The 20,122-nt window shown below is 67.7% G+C and carries 18 protein-coding genes; 3 read left to right on the top strand and 15 right to left on the bottom strand.

The window, feature by feature from the left end:
• The first annotated feature begins 9 nt into the window (after positions 1-9).
• Positions 10-2,544, top strand: coding sequence for a TonB-dependent receptor (locus tag AC1D2O_RS01570; RefSeq protein ID WP_478156035.1), 2,535 nt, complete (start codon positions 10-12; stop codon positions 2,542-2,544).
• Positions 2,545-2,554: 10 nt separating this feature from the next.
• Here AC1D2O_RS01570 and AC1D2O_RS01565 read toward each other — a convergent pair whose 3' ends face one another.
• The 13 genes from AC1D2O_RS01565 to AC1D2O_RS01505 all read right to left on the bottom strand — a co-directional run bounded on the left by AC1D2O_RS01565 (position 2,555) and on the right by AC1D2O_RS01505 (position 16,394).
• The gene (locus AC1D2O_RS01565) at positions 2,555-3,544 is read right to left on the bottom strand and encodes an FAD:protein FMN transferase (RefSeq protein WP_478086400.1); all 990 of its coding nucleotides are present in this window, start codon (positions 3,542-3,544) and stop codon (positions 2,555-2,557) included.
• Positions 3,541-5,643 carry a 4Fe-4S binding protein gene (locus AC1D2O_RS01560; protein ID WP_478086402.1) on the bottom strand — a complete coding sequence of 701 codons (2,103 nt, stop codon included), beginning with the start codon at positions 5,641-5,643 and terminating at the stop codon, positions 3,541-3,543. The genes AC1D2O_RS01565 and AC1D2O_RS01560 overlap by 4 nt, the downstream gene beginning before the upstream one ends.
• A gap of 5 nt (positions 5,644-5,648) precedes the next feature.
• The gene (locus AC1D2O_RS01555) at positions 5,649-6,626 is read right to left on the bottom strand and encodes a tripartite tricarboxylate transporter substrate binding protein (protein ID WP_478086403.1); all 978 of its coding nucleotides are present in this window, start codon (positions 6,624-6,626) and stop codon (positions 5,649-5,651) included.
• On the bottom strand, positions 6,623-7,462 hold the full coding sequence (locus AC1D2O_RS01550) for an ABC transporter permease (protein WP_478086404.1): 840 nt from the start codon (positions 7,460-7,462) through the stop codon (positions 6,623-6,625). Before AC1D2O_RS01550 ends, AC1D2O_RS01555 begins: the two co-directional genes overlap by 4 nt.
• Entirely contained in the window at positions 7,459-8,727 is a 1,269-nt protein-coding gene (locus AC1D2O_RS01545) for a type 1 periplasmic-binding domain-containing protein (protein ID WP_478156033.1), read from the bottom strand. The genes AC1D2O_RS01550 and AC1D2O_RS01545 overlap by 4 nt, the downstream gene beginning before the upstream one ends.
• Positions 8,728-8,954: 227 nt before the next feature.
• Positions 8,955-9,953, bottom strand: a complete 999-nt coding sequence (locus AC1D2O_RS01540) for a PQQ-dependent catabolism-associated beta-propeller protein (protein WP_478092338.1) — start codon at positions 9,951-9,953, stop codon at positions 8,955-8,957.
• A gap of 25 nt (positions 9,954-9,978) precedes the next feature.
• The gene (locus tag AC1D2O_RS01535; protein ID WP_478092336.1) at positions 9,979-10,713 is read right to left on the bottom strand and encodes an ABC transporter ATP-binding protein; all 735 of its coding nucleotides are present in this window, start codon (positions 10,711-10,713) and stop codon (positions 9,979-9,981) included.
• Complete coding sequence (gene pqqE, locus AC1D2O_RS01530) at positions 10,707-11,888, bottom strand: pyrroloquinoline quinone biosynthesis protein PqqE (protein WP_478156031.1); 1,182 nt, start codon at positions 11,886-11,888, stop codon at positions 10,707-10,709. Before pqqE ends, AC1D2O_RS01535 begins: the two co-directional genes overlap by 7 nt.
• Positions 11,885-12,160, bottom strand: coding sequence for a pyrroloquinoline quinone biosynthesis peptide chaperone PqqD (gene pqqD, locus AC1D2O_RS01525; protein WP_478092332.1), 276 nt, complete (start codon positions 12,158-12,160; stop codon positions 11,885-11,887). Before pqqD ends, pqqE begins: the two co-directional genes overlap by 4 nt.
• Positions 12,157-12,927, bottom strand: coding sequence for a pyrroloquinoline-quinone synthase PqqC (pqqC, locus tag AC1D2O_RS01520; RefSeq protein WP_478092331.1), 771 nt, complete (start codon positions 12,925-12,927; stop codon positions 12,157-12,159). The genes pqqD and pqqC overlap by 4 nt, the downstream gene beginning before the upstream one ends.
• Positions 12,924-13,856 (bottom strand): pyrroloquinoline quinone biosynthesis protein PqqB, encoded by a 933-nt coding sequence (gene pqqB, locus AC1D2O_RS01515; RefSeq protein WP_478092329.1) that lies wholly within the window; start codon positions 13,854-13,856, stop codon positions 12,924-12,926. Before pqqB ends, pqqC begins: the two co-directional genes overlap by 4 nt.
• 68 nt (positions 13,857-13,924) lie before the next feature.
• The gene (pqqA, locus tag AC1D2O_RS01510) at positions 13,925-13,999 is read right to left on the bottom strand and encodes a pyrroloquinoline quinone precursor peptide PqqA (RefSeq protein WP_478092343.1); all 75 of its coding nucleotides are present in this window, start codon (positions 13,997-13,999) and stop codon (positions 13,925-13,927) included.
• 265 nt (positions 14,000-14,264) lie between these two features.
• On the bottom strand, positions 14,265-16,394 hold the full coding sequence (locus AC1D2O_RS01505; protein ID WP_478156029.1) for a sigma-54-dependent Fis family transcriptional regulator: 2,130 nt from the start codon (positions 16,392-16,394) through the stop codon (positions 14,265-14,267).
• Positions 16,395-16,755: 361 nt separating this feature from the next.
• Between AC1D2O_RS01505 and pedF the strand changes: the two genes are divergently transcribed.
• Together pedF and AC1D2O_RS01495 are read left to right on the top strand one after the other, a co-directional pair.
• A complete protein-coding gene (gene pedF / locus AC1D2O_RS01500; protein WP_478092340.1) occupies positions 16,756-17,181 on the top strand; it encodes a cytochrome c-550 PedF in 426 nt (141 codons plus the stop codon).
• Between the two features lie 9 nt (positions 17,182-17,190).
• Entirely contained in the window at positions 17,191-18,033 is an 843-nt protein-coding gene (locus AC1D2O_RS01495; protein ID WP_478092327.1) for a substrate-binding periplasmic protein, read from the top strand.
• A gap of 22 nt (positions 18,034-18,055) precedes the next feature.
• Here AC1D2O_RS01495 and AC1D2O_RS01490 read toward each other — a convergent pair whose 3' ends face one another.
• Both AC1D2O_RS01490 and adh read right to left on the bottom strand, forming a co-directional pair.
• Positions 18,056-18,463, bottom strand: coding sequence for a DUF779 domain-containing protein (locus AC1D2O_RS01490; protein WP_478092326.1), 408 nt, complete (start codon positions 18,461-18,463; stop codon positions 18,056-18,058).
• Positions 18,464-18,474: 11 nt separating this feature from the next.
• Entirely contained in the window at positions 18,475-19,995 is a 1,521-nt protein-coding gene (gene adh, locus AC1D2O_RS01485; protein ID WP_478092324.1) for an aldehyde dehydrogenase, read from the bottom strand.
• Positions 19,996-20,122: the final 127 nt, after the last annotated feature.

The following is a 20,122-nucleotide window of genomic DNA, read 5'->3' as shown; positions in this document are numbered from 1 at the left end:
GCCTCACCCATGAACCGTCGCGGTCGCCTTCCCGCCTTCTCCTTCACGTCGCTCGCCGCGGTCAGTCTGCTGCTGTGCAACTGGACAGGCGCAGCGGCGCAAGAGGCGGCCGAGTCGCACGAACTGCCGACCATCGAGGTGGTCGCGCCGACGCCGCTGCCCGGCCTCGACGTGCCGCGTGACGCCGTGCCGTCCAACGTGCAAACGGCCACCGGTGCCGACCTCGAACGCCTTCATGCGCCCGACCTGACGAACTACCTTCTTCGCGCGGTCGGCGGCGTGACGGTGAACGAGACGCAAGGCAACCCGTTCCAGCCCGACATCAACTACCGAGGCTTCACGGCATCGCCGCTGCTGGGCACGCCGCAGGGCCTGTCGGTGTTCATGGATGGCGTGCGCCTGAATCAACCCTTTGGCGACGTCGTGAGCTGGGACCTGATTCCGCGCACGGTCATCTCGACGATCGCCTTGATGCCCGGCAGCAATCCGCTGTTCGGCCTCAACACGCTCGGCGGCGCGCTGGCCATCCAGACCAAGGATGGCTTGCACAATCCGGGGACGTCGATGCAGGTGGTGGGCGGCTCATGGGGCCGCGCCGCCGCCGAGTTCGAGACCGGCGGCAGCGACAAGGACAGCGGCTGGAACTGGTTCATCGCCGGCAACCGCTTTCACGAGAATGGCTGGCGCGTCGCTTCGCCCACCGATGTGAGCCAGCTCTTCACCAAGGTCGGACGGGTGACGCGCGACGGCAGCATCTCGCTCACCGCGGCCTTCGCCGACAACGACCTCACGGGCAACGGCACGCAGGAGCTGGGCGCACTGCAGCGCGACTTGGCCAGCGTGCGCACGATTCCCGACAACACCAGGAACAAGTCGACCTTCCTGAACCTCGCGATGACCCAGGCCTTGAACGACACCTGGACGCTGTCGGGCAACGCCTACTATCGCAACATCAGGACGAACACTTTCAACGGCGACGTCAACGACGATGCCTTGAGCGAATCGGTCTATCAACCCAGCCCGGCCGAGCGGGCGGCACTCGCCGCCGCGGGCTTCACGGGCGTGCCGACGAGCGGCGCCAACGCCTCCAATACGCCGTTTCCGAAGTGGCGCTGCATCGCCAACGCGCTGCTCAACACTGAACCCAACGAGAAGTGCAACGGCCTGATCAACCGCACCGAGACAAAGCAGCAGAACCAGGGCCTCGCGGGACAATTTTCCGCGGCAGCGAAGACGGGGAGCGTCGAACACCTGGTCGTGCTGGGCGCAGCCTACGATGCGAGCCGCGTGCGCTTCGGCCAGAGCACGCAGTTCGGCTACATCAACCCCGACCGCAGCGTGACGCCGGTGTTCGGCCCCGGCGCCTTTGCCGATGGCACGCAGGATTCAGAGAACGCCTTCGATGCGCGCGTCGCCTTGTCGAGCCGGTCGAGCACCTACAGCGTGTATGCCACCGACACCATGGCGCTCGATGCGAAGACGCACCTCACGCTCTCGGGCCGCTACAACCGTACTTCGGTCAACAATACCGATGGCCTGATGCCCGGTGGCGGCCCGGGCTCGCTGGATGGCCGCTACACCTTCAGCCGCCTCAACCCCGCGATCGGGCTGACCTTCGCACCGAGCGAAGCCGTCACCCTCTATGCCGGGGCCAACCAGGGCAGCCGCGCGCCGACGGCGATCGAGCTGGGTTGCGCCGATCCGGCGAGCCCGTGCAAGCTGCCCAATTCCTTCGCCGGCGACCCCCCGCTCAAGCAGGTGGTGACAACGACCTACGAGGCCGGCCTTCGCGGGGTGGTGCAGCCGAATACGACATGGAACTTCGGCGTGTTCCGTTCCGACAACCGCGATGACCTGTTGTTCGTGGCCGATGATTCGAGCGGCTTCGGCTACTTCAAGAACTTCGGCAAGACGCGCCGGCAGGGCATCGAAATGGGCTTGAACGCGCAGCCCGCCGGCGGCCTGACATTGGGCGGCAATTTCATGCTGCTCGACGCGACCTACCGCAGCGTGGAAACGGTCGGTGGGTCGGGCAACAGCAGCAACGACCAGGCACTGGCCGGCTTCCCCGGAACCACCGGCAATATCCAGATCCGGCCGGGCGACCGCATCCCGATGTTGCCGCGGCAGGTGCTCAAGCTGTATGCCGACCACGAGCCGAACGCGCAATGGCGCATCGGCCTGGACATGGTCGCATCGAGCGGCGCCAACCTGCGCGGCAACGAGAACGGTCTGCATGCGCCCGACGGGGTGTACTACGCCGGGCCGGGGCACAGTGCGGGCTATGCGGTGTTCAATCTTGGCGTCGACTACAAGCCGCGGCCCGGCCTGAAGTTCTTCGTGCAGATCGCCAACCTGTTCGACCGCAAGTACACGACCGGTGGGCAACTGGGCACCGATGCTTTCACGGCCAACGGGGCCTATCTCGCGCGCGGGCTGCCGCGCAACGCCAACGGCGACTACCCGGTGAGCCGGGCCAGCCTGATGTCGCCCGCTGCACCGCGCGCGGCCTGGGTGGGCGTCCGCTACACCTTCGGCGCCTGAAACGGGAAGCTCAAGCCCGGTCGAGCCGAAGGCCGGGCGTGGCTTCCCAGCGGCCGGCCTTGTCGACCCACAGGACGTCGACCTTCCACCGGTGCGCGAGCGCACGCGCCAGCGCTGGGCCGGCCACGAAGAACACCTTGGTCAGGGCATCGGCCATGGCACCGGTGTCGGCCACGACGGTCACGGCCGAGAGCGCGGGCGGCGAATAGCCCGTGCGCGGGTCGAAGATGTGGTGATGGCGGTGGTCGGCGCTGAAGCTTGTGAGATTGTCGGCCGACGTCGCGATGCATCGACCGTCCGCCATCAGGCGCGCGATCAACACGGACTCTTCGCGCGGGTCGGCGATGCCGAGCGTCCAGGGTCTGGCCTCGCTGTTGCGCCCGAGGGGAGCGAATTCGCCCGCATCGACCAACGCGTGGCGAATACCGTGCGAAGCGAGTACGGCACGCACCCGGTCGGCCGCATAGCCCTGCGCGATGCCGTTGAGCGTTGCGGCCATGCCGGGCATGTCGAAGCGGATGAGACGTCGCCCGACGTCGAGTGCGCGCCAGTCCACCCTGGCACGCGCGGCGTCGACTTCGCGCGGTGCGGGCAGGCGTCCCGCGCGCCGCGCCCCGTCGAAGGCGAGCCACAGCGGTTGCACCGTGACGTCGAACGCACCGTCGCTGTCGCGGGAGACGGCATGCGCGATGTCGAGGATGTCGACCAGCTCGGGAGGCGGTGACTGCAGCCTGCCGTTGCGATTGAGCATCGACAGGGCGCTGTCGGGGTCGAACAGGCTCATCAGGCTCTCGATGCGGCGCAGCGCCTGCGTCCCTGCATCGAGCGCACGTTCCAGCATCTGTGCATCCTCGTGCGCGGCCTGCAGCGAGAGCGTGGTGCCGAAGCCCAGCATCGAACGTCGGCCCCAGTGCAGCGAGCTCACCGCAGGTGCCAGGCCCGAGACGCCGGCAAGCGCGCCCAGCCCCAGTGTCGCGCGCAGCCACTGTCGCCGCTTCATGCGTCGCTCCGGGCCGACGCCGGCAACGGACGGATCGCGATGACCCGGTCGCGGCGATGGGCGATCAGCGGTGCGCACCGCTCGGGGCTGTCGTGGATCGCCACGCAATCCAGGCATTGGAAGCACTCTTCATAGACGATGGCACCACCGGGCTGGATGGCCTGGTACTCGCAGCGATGGCGGCAGGTCTGACACGGCGTGCCGCATTCACTGCGGCGTGGAATCCAGCGCAGCAGTCGCAGTCGGCCGATCAGGCCCAGCCCTGCACCCAGCGGACACAGGTAACGGCAGAATCCCTTGTAGAGGACGGCGTTCACGAGAAGCAATCCGAGCGCCCATGCCACGAACGGCCATGAACGCATGAAGTTCAGCGTGATCGCGGTCTTGAAGGGTTCGATCTCCACCGCCCGATCGGTCCAGGTCGGCGACACCACGGCCAGCCCGACGAGGAGCGCGAACGCCGCGTACTTGACCCGCTTGAGCCTGGCGTCGAGGCCTCGGCGCAGCTTGATGCGCTTGATGCCGAGGCGTCGCGCGGCCTGGGCGACGAGTTCCTGCAGGGCGCCGAACGGGCAGAGCCATCCGCAGAAGGTGCCGCGGCCCCACACCACCAGCGTCACCGCGACGAAGGTCCACAGCGCCACCGTCATCGGGTCGTGGAGGAAGAAGCTGAGGTCCCGCCCAGCCACCGCCGCCTGGATCAGGGCCGTGACGTTGACGATCGACAGTTGCCCCTGGGCGAACCAGCCGATGAATGCGAGCGTGAAGAGCAGGTAGCCGGTGCGAAAGCGCGCCAGCCGCGCCGGTGTGGCAACGATCCACGTCGGCCGGGCCAGGACCACCGCCAGCAAGGCCAGCGCACCGGCCAGCACCACCAGCTCCCAGGCCCGTGAGCGCCAGATCCCCTGCCAGCCGTTGCTGTCGATGTCGGGCAGGATCACTTCGCTGGCGGGCAGCGTGTAGGGCACGGCAAAGTCGCGGCTGACGCGCTCGGGGTAGATCATCCCCTTGTCGCGCGTCACCCGCAGCGCGAAGTTCAGTGTCTGCGCCGGGTCGAGTCCGGCCGGGCCGATGACGCGGAAGACTTTCGCATCGGCGCCGCGCAAGTCCGCCGGCAGAGCGAGCGGGTCGTCCAGGTCGAGATCCCGCAGTTCCAGGGGCAGGTCGCCCTGCCGCAGCGTCAGCCGGTCGGGCACGGCGCCGCGCACGAACTTGTCACCAACGAAGGTGTAGGGGCCGACGGCGATCACCAGCAAGGCATGGTCGCCGTCGTCGATGCGCCCGAGCAAGTGCTGCCAGCCTGCGTCCGACAGCAGGTTGCGGCCCACCGGCGGGGCGTTGAGGTAGGCGACGTACAGGTCGCAGAAGCTATCGTCCGCTTGGCCGGCGACGGGCGGTTCGACACCACTGCCCTCGAAGGCCTTCTCGACCATGCCCTGCGTGATCCGGACGTGCCGGACCAGGCCGTCGCGCAGCATGGCGTCCCAATGCATCGGTGCATAGGTGTCGCGCCGCACGCGTGCCACCAGCTCCGGGTCGCGCCCTGCCGCGAAACCCAGCCGGGCGCGCGCCACGCGCAGCGCCGAGGAAAGCAGGCTCTGGTTGAGGATCCGCACCGAGGCGGTCGCCTTGGCCACGCCGTCGATATAGACGTTCGCGCTGCCGCGCTCCTCGCCGCGATTGGCGTTCGAGCCGATCTTGATGTTCTGCTGCAGCGAGAGCCCTCGGTACTGGGCGGCAAAGCGCAACAGCGGCGCCTCGCCCAGCCCTTCGAGGAACACCGGCTCGTGGTGGGAGAGCACTTGCACGTCGAGGAAGCCGCCCCTGGGGTCGAGCGCGACAAGCAGGTTGAACGGCGTGCCGGAGAAGCCGGGGATCGGCGCGAAGTCGATCGATTCGAAGACGTAGCCCACCAGCGCCGTCGCGGTCGCATCCTGCTTGAAGACGGGCCACACCGGCAGCTGCGGGTCTCTCTCTCCGACCACCAGCGGCGCAGGAAAGCGCGCCTGCAAAGTGGCGCGCGTCATCACCCCGGCCTGTGCGTCGCTCGCGAGACCTTGCAGGAGCGCGATCAGCCAGACGACCCACAGTCGCGACATCGCCGTTACACCGGGCCCAGACCCAGGCGCTCCACGGTGCGTTTCTCGGCGGCATACGCCTCGCGCATGCTGAGGCCGTAGTCGGTGCTGTCGAGGTAGGCGACCTCCTGGTCGTACTTGGCCAGTTCGGCGATGTGCCGCGGGTCGAACAGCGCGCCCTTGAAGGCATCGTGCAGTCGCCGCACGATGGGGTCGGGCACGCCGCGCGGCCCGGCCAGGCCGTAGGGCGACATCGCGACGATGCCGTGCCCGAGTTCGCTCATGGTCGGCACGTCGGGCCAGCGCCGGGAGCGGGCCGCGCCAAAGGTCGCCAGCAGCCGCAGGCGGCCCGAGTCGACGAAGGGTGCGAAACCGTTGGCGTTGACGCCGGCCATGACCTGGCCCGCCGACAGCGCGATCATCTGCTCGGCCGCGCCCTTGTACGGCACGTGGATGAAGCTCAGTCCGTGGCGGGCGAACAGCGCGTCGAGCGCGACGTGGGGCGTGGTGCCGATGCCGTTGGTCGCGATCGTCAACCGGCCCGGGGATGCCGCCGCGTGGGCCAGCAGGTCGGCCACGCTGCGCAGCGGGCTGGCCGCGGGAACCAGCAGGCCGAAGGTCACGCCGCTCACCTGCAGGATCGGCGTGGTGTCGCGGATCGGATCCCACGCGACCTTCTGCGTCAAGGGCGCGCGAAACACCGGCTGCGGCATCTGCGCCAGCGTGTAGCCGTCGGGCAGGGACTGTTGCAGGATCGGCATCGCGAGCGTGCCGCCGGCACCGCCGCGGTTCTCGATGAGGATGGGCTGGCCCAGCTGATGCGCCGCCAGTTCGGCCAGCAGGCGCAGGGTGACGTCCGTGCCACCGCCGGCGGACCATGGCACCCACAGGAACACCGGGCGCCGCGGGAACGCGGCGTCACCCGGCTGCGTGCGAACCCATGGAGAGGCTGTGACCGCCGCCAAGGATGCGCCGAGGCGCAGCAGGCTGCGCCGCGTCGTCATGTGGCGCCCCGCTGCGTCAGCCCGCCGAAACCGCGCTGAGGATCGTAGCCCCGGCAGGCCAGCATGAAGCACGCGACGAGCGTGCCCAGCACGATCAGCGGCGCGCTGCCCGGGTCCTTGTCGTAGAGCGCGAAGCGGATCCACTCGACCGCATGGGTGAACGGGTTGAACTGCGCCACCCGATACACCCAGGTCGCACCCGACTCCTCGAGCTTCCACAGCGGGTAGAGCGCGGTGGAGAGGAAGTACATCGGAAAGATCACGAAGTTCATCGTGCCGGCGAAGTTTTCCAGCTGCCTGACGTAGACCGAGAGCAGCAGCCCGATCGAAGCGAGCATCAGCGCCGAGGCGAGCGTCGCGAACAGGGCATGCAGCAGCGCGAGCGGCGCCATCGGCAGCGTGGTGCCGAGCAGCGCGGCCACCACGGCGAAGGCCAGCACCTGCACCAGGCTGAGCAGCGCGGTGGCGAGCATCTTCGACAGCAGCAGCCACCAGCGCGGCAGCGGCGCCGTGAGCAGCAGCCGCATCAGGCCCATCTCGCGGTCGTACACCATGGCCAGCGACGACTGCATGCCGTTGAACAGCAGCACCATGCCGATCAGCCCCGGGGCGATGTAGATGTCGTAGGGGACGTAGGTGTCGTAGGGCTCGACGATCGCCACGCCGAACACATTGCGAAACCCGGCCGCGAACACCGCGAGCCACAGCAGCGGCCGCACCAGCGCCGAGACCAGGCGGGCCTTCTGCTGCCAGAACTTGAGCAGTTCGCGCATGACGATGGCGCGCAGCGCCTGCAGCGCATGGCCGATGTCGCCGTGGCGCTTGGCCCTCGTCACGGCGCGCCCTTGCAAGGCGATTCAGCTGCGTCGGTGCCGAGCGTGTCGAGCACGTTCTTCGCGTGCATGACGCCGTCGACCGGCGCGGTCCCGATCACGGCGACGCCGTCGGTCAGCAGCATCGGCTGGCGCAGCTGATGGTCCCAGGCGCGGAAGCTCAGGCGAACGCCCTTGAAGCCGTCGAGCGTGAAATCAGGCTGGTTGAGCGCAGCGTTCAGTCTTGCGGCCGTGGGTGCAGCGGGCTGTTCCAGCGCGGCATTCAACAAGGCCTTGATGGCGATGTAGGCCGCCCAGTCGTGGCTGGTCATCGGGCGTTGCGTCGCGCGGGCGAAGCGGCGCGCGAGCTGCGGCGCGCCATAGCGCTCGAAATGCGGTGCCCAGGCCAGCGCGGTCATGCCGGCATCGCCGACGACGGGGCGCGGCAGAGCGATGCGGTAGGGCAATGCGCGCGCGAACTCGCCGTCGCTGTCGACCACCCAGGCGACGTCATAGTCGCCGCCGACCGCCGCAGTGCCGGTCAGCAGCAAGGGGTTGGCCGATTCGCGCTTGCGCGGGTCGGCGGAAAGCGTGAAGTTCCGGCTCGCCACCTGCTTCAGGCCGTAGCGTTTCAGCGCAGCCTGCGCCAGGGCAAGCCGGCTTGCGTCCTCGGGTCGCGGACCGGAGATCAGGAGCACACGCAGCCATTTGCGGGCGAGCAAGGCCTGCGCCAGGGCATCCACGCGCATGCGGTCGCTCGGCAGCGTGTGGAACAGGTTGGCTCGACAGCCCTGCTGGCGCGACGCATCGGCGCTGTCGCCGACATTGAGCAGGGGCAGGGCGGCCGCGGCCGACGCGCCGGCGATCCAATCGGCAGGGAGATCGAGCAGGGCAGCCGCCGTGCCGGTCGCTTCGAGCTGGCGCAGTTGCATGACTGCGTCGTCCGCCGACCTGGCCGCGCGCACGATGACGGCCACCTGCAAGCCCGCTGTCTCCAGCTCGAACCGGCGCTCCTGGATGGCCATGTCGACGCCGTCGCGTGCGCGCCCGCCGGGCTGGCCCGGGTAGGCGAGCGCGACACGCGCCGGCTCCAGGCGATCGTCGTCGGCGCGCTGGACGATGCCGAGCGTCAACGTGCCGGCGAGGGCAGACGCACCGCCCACGACACACGAAACCGACGCAGCCAAAGCCAGGAACCCCGCGGAACCGGCTTTGCCGGCCCGCCGGGGTTGCCCCCGGCAGGGGGTGGAGAGCGACGCGAAGTGCGCGAGCCTGGGGGCGAGTTTCATTTCAGTTGCTCCACCGCGCGGTGCGCGATCCACGACCCATGAAACCGGCGCAGTCCGATACCAGGGATACCGCGGAACCGGCTTTGCCGGGCCGCCGGTATCGCCCCCCTTGAGGGGGCTGAGGTCCGCGGCTCCAAGCCTGCCTGCGCAGGCTTGGACGGACCCGAAGAGCCGCTGTCTCTGGCAGCGACTCGGGGCGCCGCAGGCGCGTCGGGGGGTGTTTCATCCTAGTCATCGACGACCACCGTGTGCGGCACGCGTCCAACGGCGATGGTCTTGATCGGCTTCGCGGTGGCGGCATCGATCACCGTCATGTCATCCGACAAGCCGTTGACCACGAACAGACGAGAACCATCTCGATTGATCGCCACGCCCCAGGCCCGCTTGCCCACCAGGGCCAGGGCCGTCGTGGCGCGCGACGCCACGTCGACGAAGGCCACCTGGTTGGCACGGCCCAGCCCGACGTACATCGTCCTGCCATCGCGCGACAAGGTGATGCCGACCGGCGTGATGTCGTCCGGACGCAGGCCCTTGACCGCGAAGGGAATGGTGGCCAGCACCTTCAGCTCGCCCGTCGAGATCACGCTGACGCTGCTGCCCAGTTCGTTGGTCACCCACAGCTCGCTGCCGTCGGCCGAAAAGGCGAACCGACGCGGGCGCGGGCCGACCGGGATGTTGCGGATCACCTTGAGCGAGCCCGCGTCGATCACATGCACCATGTTCGCGATCTCCGAGCTCACGTACACGCGCTTGCCGTCAGGCGACACCTTCACACCTTCGGGTTCCTTGCCGACGGGCACGCCCTTGACCAGCTTCTTCGCCGTCAGGTCGAACACGTTGAGCGTGCCGTCGTCCTCGGCCGACACATAGGCGGTCCGGCCGTCCGCCGAGAGGTCGAATACCTCCGGATCGTCGCCGAGCGGCGCGCTCGCGACCGACTTGCGCGTCGCCAGGTCGATGATGTCGGCCCGGCCCGAGTCGCTGCACGCCACCATCAATTGGGTGTTGCCGTTCAGTCTTTGCATGTGGCGCGGACGCTTGCAGGTCGGGATGACGCCGACGACGGCCAGCGTCTTCAGGTCCACCATGGTGATCGCGTGGTCCTTCTCACTGGAGACGAAGGCGAGCTGGCTGTCTCTGGCGGCCGCAGGCAGCGCCGCGAGTGCAGCGGCCAAAGCGACCAAAGCGACCAAGGGGGCCGACTGGAGGGGGGTGTACCAGGTCATGCGGTGGTGCCTCGCGGGTTGTCGCTCACATTGCTGTCGTTGCAGGAGAACGCGTGGCGCTCAGGAAGGCCGCCTCCAGCGTCGCGCCGCCCAGCGTGGCCCTCACTTCGGCGGGGGTGCCGTCGGCGAGCAGGCGCCCGCGGTGCAGCACCAGCACACGGTCGGCATGCTCCGCTTCCGACACCAGGTGCGTGGCCCACAGCACGGTCACACCGCGCTGGCGCACCTCGTCCTGCAGGCCATGGACCAGGTCGTGGCGCGATCGGGGATCGAGTCCGACCGTGGCCTCATCCATCAGCAGCAGGTCGGGCCGGTGCAGCAGCGCGCGTACCAACTCGACCTTGCGCCGGTTGCCGCCGGAGAGCTCGCGCACGCTGCGCTGCATGTCCGCCGTGAGTCCGAGGCGCGCAGCCTCGAAGGCAATCCGCTCGCGAGACACATGCCATGGCAGGCCTTGCAGGTCGGCATGGAATTGCAGGTTGCGCGCGATGCTCAGATCGAGGTCCAGCGACTGCTGCTGAAACACCACGCCGATGTGCGCGAGCGCACGGCGCGCATCGTTGCGCATCGACAGGCCGGCCACCTCGATGTCGCCCTCATCGGCCGCGAACAAGCCGGTCAGCACCTGGAACAGCGTGGACTTACCCGCCCCGTTCGGCCCCAGCAGCACGACGAAGGCGCCGCGCGCGATCGAAAGGCTCAGCGCATCCAGCGCGACGCATGCACCGTAGCGCTGCGTGAGGCCGCGGATCTTCAGCATGGGAGGGCGCCCGCCGCGCTGCAGGCGAGCGAGTTCTCGTCGCTGCGGAACATCAGGCCTGCACCTCGCCCTGCACCCGGCACGAAGCGCAACGTGTGCATGGACACGCCATCGGCGCGCGCCCTGACGGCGGCGTCCAGCATGTCGTCGACGCGCCCTCGGTGCGCACTCTTCGGGCATACCGGGTCGGTCGCGGCCGCGTCGCCCGTGACCAGAAAGGCCTGGCAACGGCAGCCACCGAAGTCACGATGCCGTTCGTCGCAATCGCTGCAGGTCGGGTCCATCCAGCCCTGGCCGCGGTAGCGGTTGAAGGCCTCGCTTCCGTGCCAGGCCTCGCGCACGGACATCTCTTGCAGATTCGGCAGCGCCAGATCCGGCAGCATGCGGGCGCTGTGGCAGGGCATGGCGATGCCATCCGGCGCGACCACCATGAACACCGAACCCCAGCCGGCCATGCACGGCTTGGGCTTGGCATCCGCATAGTCGGGGGAGACCCAGAGGATCTTCATCCGGCCCGCCAGCCTCGCGCGGTGCATGTCAACGATGGCCTCCGCATCGCGCAGTTCAGCCGGCGTCGGCATCAAGGCGGCGCGGTTGAGCCAGGCCCAGCCGTAGTACTGCGTGTTGGCCAACTCCAGAAATTCCGCGCCCATGCGCTCGGCCATCCCGATGATGCGCTCGACATGCTGCAGGTTGAAGCGGTGCATCACGCAGTTCAGCACCATCGGATAGCCCTCGGCCTTGATGATCCCGGCAACCTTCGATTTCAGGTCGAAGGTCTTCGTGGAGCTGAGAAAGTCGTTGAGTTCGCGCGTCGAGTCCTGGAAAGAGAGCTGGATGTGATCGAGGCCGGCCGTCTTCAGCGCGCTGGCGCGCGCACGGGTGAGCCCGACGCCGGACGTGATGAGGTTGGTGTAGAAGCCCAGGCCGTGCGCGTGCGCGACGAGTTCCTCGAGGTCGTCCCGCAGCAGCGGCTCGCCGCCCGAGAAGCCGAGCTGCACGGCGCCGAGCGCGCGTGCTTCGGTCAGCACGCGCTGCCAGCTTGCGGTGTCGAGCTCGTCCTGGTGACGCGCATAGTCGACCGGATTCGAGCAGAACGCGCAGTGCAGAGGGCAGCGATAGGTCAGCTCCGCGAGCAGCCACAGCGGTGGCCCTGCCGCGCCGTGGCCGGTCATGATGGCGCCTCTTGCAGCCAGCCGCGTTGCAGTGCCTGGCTCAGGAAGACCATCACGTCGTCGTGCAGAGGGGATTGCGCGAAGGCGATTTCCAGGTCGGTGACGATCTCGTCCACCGTGCGCCGACCGTCGCAGCGTTGCAGAATCTCGGCGGCCGGGGGGTTGAGGCGCACCATGCCCTCGGGGTAGAGCAGGATCCAGCTGTCCTGGGCCGGCTCGAACTGCATCCGGTACAGGCTCGACAGGCGGGGCTGGGCGTCGGGCGTGATCATGGTCGTTGTGCCGCTGGCAGGTCGTCCGGAAAGCCGCGTTCAATCGCATCGAGCATCGACCACAGGATGTCGAGCTTGAAGTGCAGGATGGCCAGTGCGCGTTCCTGACGCGCGCGTGTGGTGCACCAGCGCCTTGCAACGTCGAGTCCGTGTTCGACGTCGCGCGTGGCGAGCGGGATGCGGCTGCGAAAGTAGGCCAGGCCCTCGACGTCGATCCACGGGTACAGCGCAGGCCAGCCGGCGAGCCGGTCGGCATGGATCTTCGGTGCGAACATCTCGGTCAGTGACGAGATGGCCGCTTCCTCCCAGGGGCGCTGGCGCGCGAAGTTGACATAGGCGTCGACGGCAAAGCGCACGGCGGGCTGCACGTGGCGATGCGCCCAGAGGTCGGCCGGATCCAGGCCCACGGCCTCTGCGAGGCGGACCCAGGCCTCGATGCCACCTGCGTCGTCTCCCGCGTAGTCGCCACGCCCGTCGTGATCGAGCATGCGCAGGATCCAGCGTCGGCGTTCGGCGCGGTCGTCGCAGTTGGACATCACCGCCGCGTCCTTGCGGGGGATGTTGACCTGGTAGTAGAACCGGTTGGCCACCCAGGCGCGCACCTGGAAGGGCTGCAGTTCGCCGCGATTGAGCCGCCGGTTGAAACGATGGTGGATGTGGTAACGCGACTCGCAGGCGCGCAGGCGGGCCTCGAACTCGTCGAAGGCCCACAGGCGCTGCAGTTCGTCGCGCGCCGCTTCGCGCGGATTCAGACAAGTTGCCGTCATAGCGTGATCTCCATGCCGTCGTAGGCCACCTCGATGCCGTGGCTGTCGAGCAGGCGGCGCTGCTCGCTGGCCTCGTCCAGGATCGGGTTGCTGTTGTTGATGTGGATCAGAACCTTGCGCCGCGCGGCCGTGGCCAGCATCACGTCGACCATGCCCAGGCGTGCGTCGCTGCCCATCTGCGGCAGGTGGCCCATCTCGCTGGCCGTCTTGCGGCTGAGGCCGGCGTTCAGCATTTCGTCCTCGACCCAGAAGGTGCCGTCGACGAGCAGGCAGTCGGCGCCGTGCATCCACTGCAGTTCGTGCGCGCCAACCTCCGCCAGGCCCGGCGCGTAGAACAGGCACTTGCCGTCTGCGAGGTCTTCGATCAGGAGCGCGATGTTGTCACCGACCGTCTGCTCGCGGCGGTGGGGCGAATAGGGTGGCGCCTTGCCCGGAATGGCCACCGCCGTGAAGCGAAGCGAAGGAAACCGTTCGACGGTGAAGGCAGCGCTGGTCCTGGTGCCGGCCACCGCAAGCATGTGCCAGCGTGTGCCGCAATAGTGTTCGAGCACGCTGAGCACCGGGAAGACGGTGGTCAGGTCCTCGAACACGCAGGGCGTCGCATAGATGTCGATGCACGGGCCTTCGCGCATGCCGAGCAGGCCGGTGACGTGGTCGATCTGCGCATCCATCAACACGACGGCCTTGATCGGCGTGTCGCGCACGCCGTGGCGTGGATGCAGTTTTGCATGGCTGCGCAATTGCTGGCCGATGTCGGGCGAGGCATTGAGAAGCACCCACGATTCGCCGTCGCTCGACACGGCGATGGAGCTCTGCGTGCGCGCCTGCGAGGGGAATGCGCCCAGGCGCTGGCCGGCGCACTGCCGGCAGTTGCAATTCCATTGCGGAAATCCGCCACCGGCGCCGGATCCGAGCACGAGTATTTGCATGATGAGGAGGGAAGATTCGGGCCGGCGGCAGGGCGACGGGAGGCCGCCCGCCACCGGCTTGCGAGGGGTCAGCGGTGCGAGATGTACATCGTGATCTCGAAGCCGAAGCGCATGTCTTCAAACGCGGGTTGCGACCATTTCATGGAGTCTCCTTCAGAGCAGAACAGGCCCAGGCGGAATTGCCTTTGGGGCCTGTGCTGTTTCGCAAATCGCATGCCTGCGGCGGCAGGGTGCCGCATGGGCGAAAAGACTCGGGATTGCCCCTATTTCGAAGACGTCAGAGGGCGGGAATGGGACGTCGGAAGGGCCCTGGGGGCCGATGCCCGGGGGGGAGTGTTCCAGGGTGGTACAGCGCCGTGCGACGGCGGTACAGGGTAGTCCCTTAGGACCGTCGGGCGCTGGCGCGCTTCACTTGGCCCAGCGAAGCTTCCGATAGATCGTGTTGCGGCTGATGCCCAGCTGCTTGGAGGCGACCGAGATGTTCCCGTTGGCGGCGGCAACGGCGTTGCGGATCAGCTCGACTTCCGACTCGCCGAGCGTACGGGGCGCAGCGGCCTCGTTCATCGCCGGGGACGGTGCGGGCGTGACGGTAGGCGGCGCCGCGCGCTCGTCGGGCACGGGCGCGAAACGGACAGGGGCAGCGTCGAGCGCGGGCGGCGCGACCGGCATCGCCACGAACGCCACGGGCTCCGGTCGCTGGCGTGTGCATCGCACATCCTCGAGGAAGTCATCCGACAGATGGTGCTCCGCGATCTCTCGTTCGCCCGCGGCCATGACCGACGCCGTGCGCAGGACGTTCGCAAGCTGGCGCACGTTGCCCGGCCAGGGGTAGCCCTGGAACAGCGACATCACCGCCGCGCTGATGTCCGGTGTGCCATGCGGGCACTCGGCCAGCAGGATCCGGCGCGCCACCACATCCAGGTCGTTGCGCTCACGCAGTGCGGGAAGCTTCACCACCAGGCCGTTCAGGCGGTAGTACAGGTCTTCGCGGAACGAGCCGGCCTCGATCATCTCGCGCAGCTTGCGGTGGGTCGCACCGATCACCGCGATGTCCACCGGAATCGACTTGAGACTGCCCAGTGGCGTCACGTTGCGCTCCTGCAGCACCCGCAGCAGACGGGCCTGCAGGGCCAGCGGCATGTCACCGATCTCGTCGAGGAACAACGTGCCGCCGTTGGCCTGCACGATGCGCCCGACCGATCCCCTGCGGCGAGCGCCCGTGAAGGCGCCGTCTTCATAGCCGAACAGCTCGGCCTCGATCAGCGACTCCGGAATCGATGCACAGTTGACGGCCACGAAGGGCTGCTTGGCGCGGTTCGAATCCTGGTGGACCGCGCGCGCCAGCAATTCCTTGCCCGTGCCCGTCTCACCGAGGATCAGCAGCGGAATGTCGCGGTTGATGACGCGTTGCACCTTCCGGACCAGCGCACCGATCTGCGGGTCGCCCGTGTTCAGGTAGTGCAGGCCCGAGAACAGCGTGCCGTCGGCGGAATGCGCCGTGTCGCCGGCCAGCGAGCCCGAGCGCTTGCCGCTCTCGGCCCCGGCCGCCCTGCGCTCGACGGCCACATCGGTGGCTGCCGGCGACAACGTCGGCTCCATGACCACAGACCGCTGTGGCCCGTTGAACCGCGCGTTGACATGAAACTGCCGCCCGCCGGCCAGGCTCAGCGCCATCGGCACGGGCAGGGGCGTGCGGAAGTGATCGAACACGGCTGAAGCGGTCGTGCCGAACAGGCTGGTGAGACTGTGCATGCGCAGCGCGGCGCTGCTCATGTCGAGCTGGTCGAGCGCGCTGCGATTGGCCCCGAGGATCTTGCCGTCCGCGCCGACAACGATGATCCCCTCGAGCAGCGTGCCGATGAACTCCACACGGCTATGGAAATGCAGGCGCAACCGGTTGCCATAGTCGTCGGACAACCACTGGTTCTCGATCATGCGCGCTGACATGCGGACCAGGCCCATCGTGTGCTGATGGTAGGAGCGCTGGTCGCCGGTGACGTCGAGGACGCCGAGCATGTTGCCACGCGGGTCGAAGATGGGCGCCGCCGAGCAGGTGAGAAAGTGGTTGGCGTGGATGAAATGCTCGCCGCCGTGGACCACGGTGGGCGCCTCCTCGAACAACGCGGTGCCGATCGCGTTGGTGCCCTTGGAGTGCTCTGCCCAGTTCACGCCCGGCGTCAGCGCGACCTTGTCGGCGCGCTGCAGGAACTTGTCGTCGCCGACGGAATGAAGGATGGTGCCCGTCATGTCGGCCAGCACGATCATGCTCTCGGTGTTCACGATCTGCTCGAAGAGCATTTCCATCACGGGTGCGGCGTGGGTGAACAGGCGCTGGTTTCGTTCGCGCGCCACGGTGAGATCGCTGCGCATCAGGGGCTCGAAGTCGGGCCTTTCCATGCGGGTCAGACCCAGGGCTGCGCAGCGTTGATGCCACTGCTCGATCAGCTCCGTTCGCGCCGGCTGCGGTGGGACGGGCAGCACTGCAGGCGTGGTCCAGGTCTTGGCGGTCGTGGCCAGCGCACGGTGGTTGTCAACCATTTGTCTGTCTCCTCTGCTTCTAGGCGAGCAGGTTCTCTCGTTCGAAAAACATCGTGGGATCGGCCAATGTGTTCCGTTTTGATACATCGGAAGCCGACCCTCGCTGTCACACGTCGGCTGCCAGACGACAAGGATGCCACATGACGGAGCTTTCCACGCAATTTGTGTACCCGCTTGCAACAACTCCGAGTGGCACGGCGTTTGCGGATCTGGTCATGTTTCTACTTATGCACGAACGGAGACTGACATGACGAGTTTCGATCCGAGCGCCGGGTGGCGGCTGGGCAGCCTGATTCGCAGGAAGGCAACGTGGGGTTGGGCGGGCCGAAAGGCCGGCGTGCTGCTCGGTGCAGCCATCTGCATGGCCGGCGCCACCGTGGCGTGGTCGCATGGCGACGTGACGCCACAGGCCGTGGACACCAGCGGACTGCCCGGACTGGGCAAGGAATGGCGCCCCGAGAACCCCTATCGCGGCAACGCGCCGGCCATCAAGATCGGCACCTCCGCCTACAACCAGAACTGCGCGCGCTGCCATGGCATCGAGGCGATCTCCGGTGGCATCGCGCCCGATCTGCGCAAGATCGACAACGACTGTGCGGCGCTGAAGGACGCCGCCAAGAAGGCCGCGTGCATCAAGGAGATGGACGACTACTTCCTGACCACCGTACGCCACGGCCGCACGCGCAACGGTGCGGTCTACATGCCCCCATTCGAAGGCGTGATGAGCCAGGAGGCCATCTGGTCGATCAAGGCCTACCTCGAGACCCGTCGCGACAAGCCGATGTAGGGGCCGACCATGCACGCCTCTCCACCGTCGCGCCGCGACTGCCTGCGCTGGCTCGGCGCAGCCGGCCTTGCGGGTGCGCCGCTCATCGCGCGCGCCTTGCCGCTGGAGCGCATTCGCGCGCGCGGGACGCTCATCGTCGCGATCTACAAGGACATGCCGCCATTCCATGACGACGGCATGGGCATCGACGTCGATCTGGCGCAGGCGCTGGCGGACACGCTCGGCGTCAAGCTGTCGATGCTGCCGTTCCACGCCGATGAAAACATGGGCGACGACCTGCGCAACATGGTGTGGCGCGGGCACTACCTGGGTTTCGGCCCGGCCGACGTGCTGATGCACGTGCCGGTCGACAAGCCTCTGATCGACGAGACGCCACAGGCCACCATCTTCGCGCCGTACTGTCGCGAGCGCGTCGTTCTGGCACGGCAGCTCGACCGCCTGCCGCGGCTCGATCGATTCTCGGACCTGGGCGATGCGAAGGTGGCTGTGCCCGGCCAAACGCTGGCCGGCTGGTTGATGATCGGCGCCGAAGGCGGAGCCTATCGCAACCAGCTCAGCACGCAATGGAAGGACGGGACCGCGGCCGCGCATGCCCTCCAGCGCGGCGAGGTGGCCGCTGCCGCGGGTCTTGCGTCGGAGCTGGAGTCGGTGCTGCGCGGCGACGCGCGGTTTGCGATCGCGCCCCTGCCCTCGCCGCGCGCCCCACGCAACGGCTGGGCGGTGGGCATGGCGGTGAAGAAGGACGCGACCGACCTGGCGCAGGCACTGCAAGCCGGCATCAACGACCTCGCCAGCAGCGGGCGACTGCGCAGCATGTTCGAACGCGCCAACGTCGCCTGGCTGGCGCCGTGAAAGAAACAGTGCGCGGGTCCGGCTACGGCCGGCCCTGTGCTTCCAGCGCCTGCCATTCGGCGTCGTCGTAGAGCCGCGAGCGCGTCAGAAAGCGCAGCCCGGTCGGACGTTCCAGCGAGAACATGCCGCCGTTGCCTGGCACCGCATCGATGATCAGGTGCGTGTGCTCCCAGTATTCGAACTGGGATCGACTCATGTAGAAGGGCGTGCCCGCAATCTCGCCGAGGCAGATGTCGGCATCGCCCGTGATGAACTCGCCCAGGGTGAAGCACATCGGCGCGCTGCCATCGCAGCAGCCCCCCGACTGGTGGAACATCAACGGACCATGCTGCGCGCGCAGACGCTCGATGAGCGCCTGCGCGGCCGGCGTCGCGGACACGCGACCCACCGGCGCGATGGCCGGCGCGTGAGGGTGCGTGCCGGGCGACATGGGTCGCTCTCTCAGAAGAAGCCCAGCTTGTTCGGGCTGTAGCTCACCAGCAGGTTCTTGGTCTGCTGGTAGTGGTCGAGCATCATCTTGTGGTTCTCGCGGCCGATGCCCGACTGCTTGTAGCCGCCGAAGGCCGCATGGGCCGGGTACTGGTGATAGCAGTTGGTCCACACACGGCCGGCCTGGATGCCGCGGCCCATGCGGAAGGCGCGTGCGCCGTCGCGGCTCCACACGCCAGCGCCCAGGCCGTACAACGTGTCGTTCGCGATCTCGAGGGCCTCCTCCTCGGTCTTGAATGTCGTCACCGACACCACCGGCCCGAAGATCTCTTCCTGGAAGATGCGCATCTTGTTGTGGCCCTTGAACACAGTCGGCTTGATGTAGTAGCCCGCCGCCAGCTCGCCGTTCTTCAGGTTGCGCTCGCCCCCGGTCAGGCACTGGGCGCCCTCCTGCTTGCCGAGGTCGATGTACGAGAGGATTTTTTCCATCTGCTCCTGCGAGGCCTGCGCACCCAGCATGGTGGCGGTGTCCAGCGGGTGGCCCTGCGTGATCGCCTCGACGCGCTGGATCGCGCGTTCCATGAATCGGTCGTAGATGGATTCCTGGATCAGCGCGCGGCTCGGGCAGGTACACACTTCGCCCTGGTTCAGCGCGAACATCGCGAAGCCTTCCAGGGCCTTGTCGAAGAAGGCGTCATCGGCCGCAAGCACGTCCTCGAAGAAGATGTTGGGCGACTTGCCGCCGAGCTCCAGCGTGACCGGGATCAGGTTCTGGCTCGCGTACTGCGAGATCAGCCGGCCCGTGGTCGTCTCACCGGTGAAGGCGATCTTGGCGATGCGCGGGCTCGACGCGAGCGGCTTGCCGGCCTCCAGGCCGAAGCCGTTGACCACGTTGAGCACGCCCGCGGGCAGCAGGTCGCCGATGATCTCCATCAGCACCAGGATCGAAGCGGGCGTCTGTTCGGCCGGCTTCAGCACGATGCAGTTGCCCGCAGCCAGCGCCGGCGCCAGTTTCCACACCGCCATCAGGATCGGAAAGTTCCACGGAATGATCTGTCCCACCACGCCGAGCGGCTCATGGAAATGGTACGCATAGGTCTCGTGGTCGATCTCGCTGATGCCGCCTTCCTGTGCCCGCACGCACGATGCGAAATAGCGAAAGTGATCGATGGCCAATGGCATGTCGGCGGCCATCGTTTCGCGCAGCGGTTTGCCATTGTCGAGCGTCTCGGCCACGGCCAGCGTCCGGAGGTTCTGCTCCATGCGGTCGGCGATCTTCAGCAGGATGTTGGCGCGGTCGGTCGGCGACGTGCGGCCCCAGGCGGCCTTGGCCTTGTGCGCGGCATCGAGCGCCGCCTCGATGTCCTTCGCGTTCGAGCGCGGGATGCTTGTGAAGGGCTGACCGGTCACCGGCGTCAGGTTGTCGAAGTACTGCCCGTCGATCGGCGCGACCCACTGGCCGCCGATGTAGTTGCCGTACTGCTTCTTGAAGGGGTTCGCAATGCCGAGGTTGCGCATTTCTGCCATGTCCATGAAATCATCTCCGTTGAAGTTGAGGAAGGAACGCATGGACTGTCCCGCAATCGGCGGGCCAGCACGTGCCAGGCGATCCAAGTCGTTGTCAGGAAATGCCTTTTGGATTGGAGTGCTCCACATCGGC

This window comes from Variovorax sp. P1_G12 (genome assembly GCF_056405555.1).
This window is presented reverse-complemented; position numbering and strand designations above follow the sequence as displayed.

Coding starts and splice junctions, on each gene's coding strand:
- AC1D2O_RS01570 (WP_478156035.1), top strand. CDS start 10: ATGAACCGTCGCGGTCGCCTTCCCGCCTTCTCCTTCACGTCGCTCGCC.
- AC1D2O_RS01565 (WP_478086400.1), bottom strand. CDS start 3,544: ATGAAGCGGCGACAGTGGCTGCGCGCGACACTGGGGCTGGGCGCGCTT.
- AC1D2O_RS01560 (WP_478086402.1), bottom strand. CDS start 5,643: ATGTCGCGACTGTGGGTCGTCTGGCTGATCGCGCTCCTGCAAGGTCTC.
- AC1D2O_RS01555 (WP_478086403.1), bottom strand. CDS start 6,626: ATGACGACGCGGCGCAGCCTGCTGCGCCTCGGCGCATCCTTGGCGGCG.
- AC1D2O_RS01545 (WP_478156033.1), bottom strand. CDS start 8,727: ATGAAACTCGCCCCCAGGCTCGCGCACTTCGCGTCGCTCTCCACCCCC.
- AC1D2O_RS01540 (WP_478092338.1), bottom strand. CDS start 9,953: ATGACCTGGTACACCCCCCTCCAGTCGGCCCCCTTGGTCGCTTTGGTC.
- AC1D2O_RS01535 (WP_478092336.1), bottom strand. CDS start 10,713: ATGCTGAAGATCCGCGGCCTCACGCAGCGCTACGGTGCATGCGTCGCG.
- pqqE (WP_478156031.1), bottom strand. CDS start 11,888: ATGACCGGCCACGGCGCGGCAGGGCCACCGCTGTGGCTGCTCGCGGAG.
- pqqD (WP_478092332.1), bottom strand. CDS start 12,160: ATGATCACGCCCGACGCCCAGCCCCGCCTGTCGAGCCTGTACCGGATG.
- pqqC (WP_478092331.1), bottom strand. CDS start 12,927: ATGACGGCAACTTGTCTGAATCCGCGCGAAGCGGCGCGCGACGAACTG.
- pqqB (WP_478092329.1), bottom strand. CDS start 13,856: ATGCAAATACTCGTGCTCGGATCCGGCGCCGGTGGCGGATTTCCGCAA.
- AC1D2O_RS01505 (WP_478156029.1), bottom strand. CDS start 16,394: ATGGTTGACAACCACCGTGCGCTGGCCACGACCGCCAAGACCTGGACC.
- pedF (WP_478092340.1), top strand. CDS start 16,756: ATGGCCGGCGCCACCGTGGCGTGGTCGCATGGCGACGTGACGCCACAG.
- AC1D2O_RS01495 (WP_478092327.1), top strand. CDS start 17,191: ATGCACGCCTCTCCACCGTCGCGCCGCGACTGCCTGCGCTGGCTCGGC.
- AC1D2O_RS01490 (WP_478092326.1), bottom strand. CDS start 18,463: ATGTCGCCCGGCACGCACCCTCACGCGCCGGCCATCGCGCCGGTGGGT.
- adh (WP_478092324.1), bottom strand. CDS start 19,995: ATGGACATGGCAGAAATGCGCAACCTCGGCATTGCGAACCCCTTCAAG.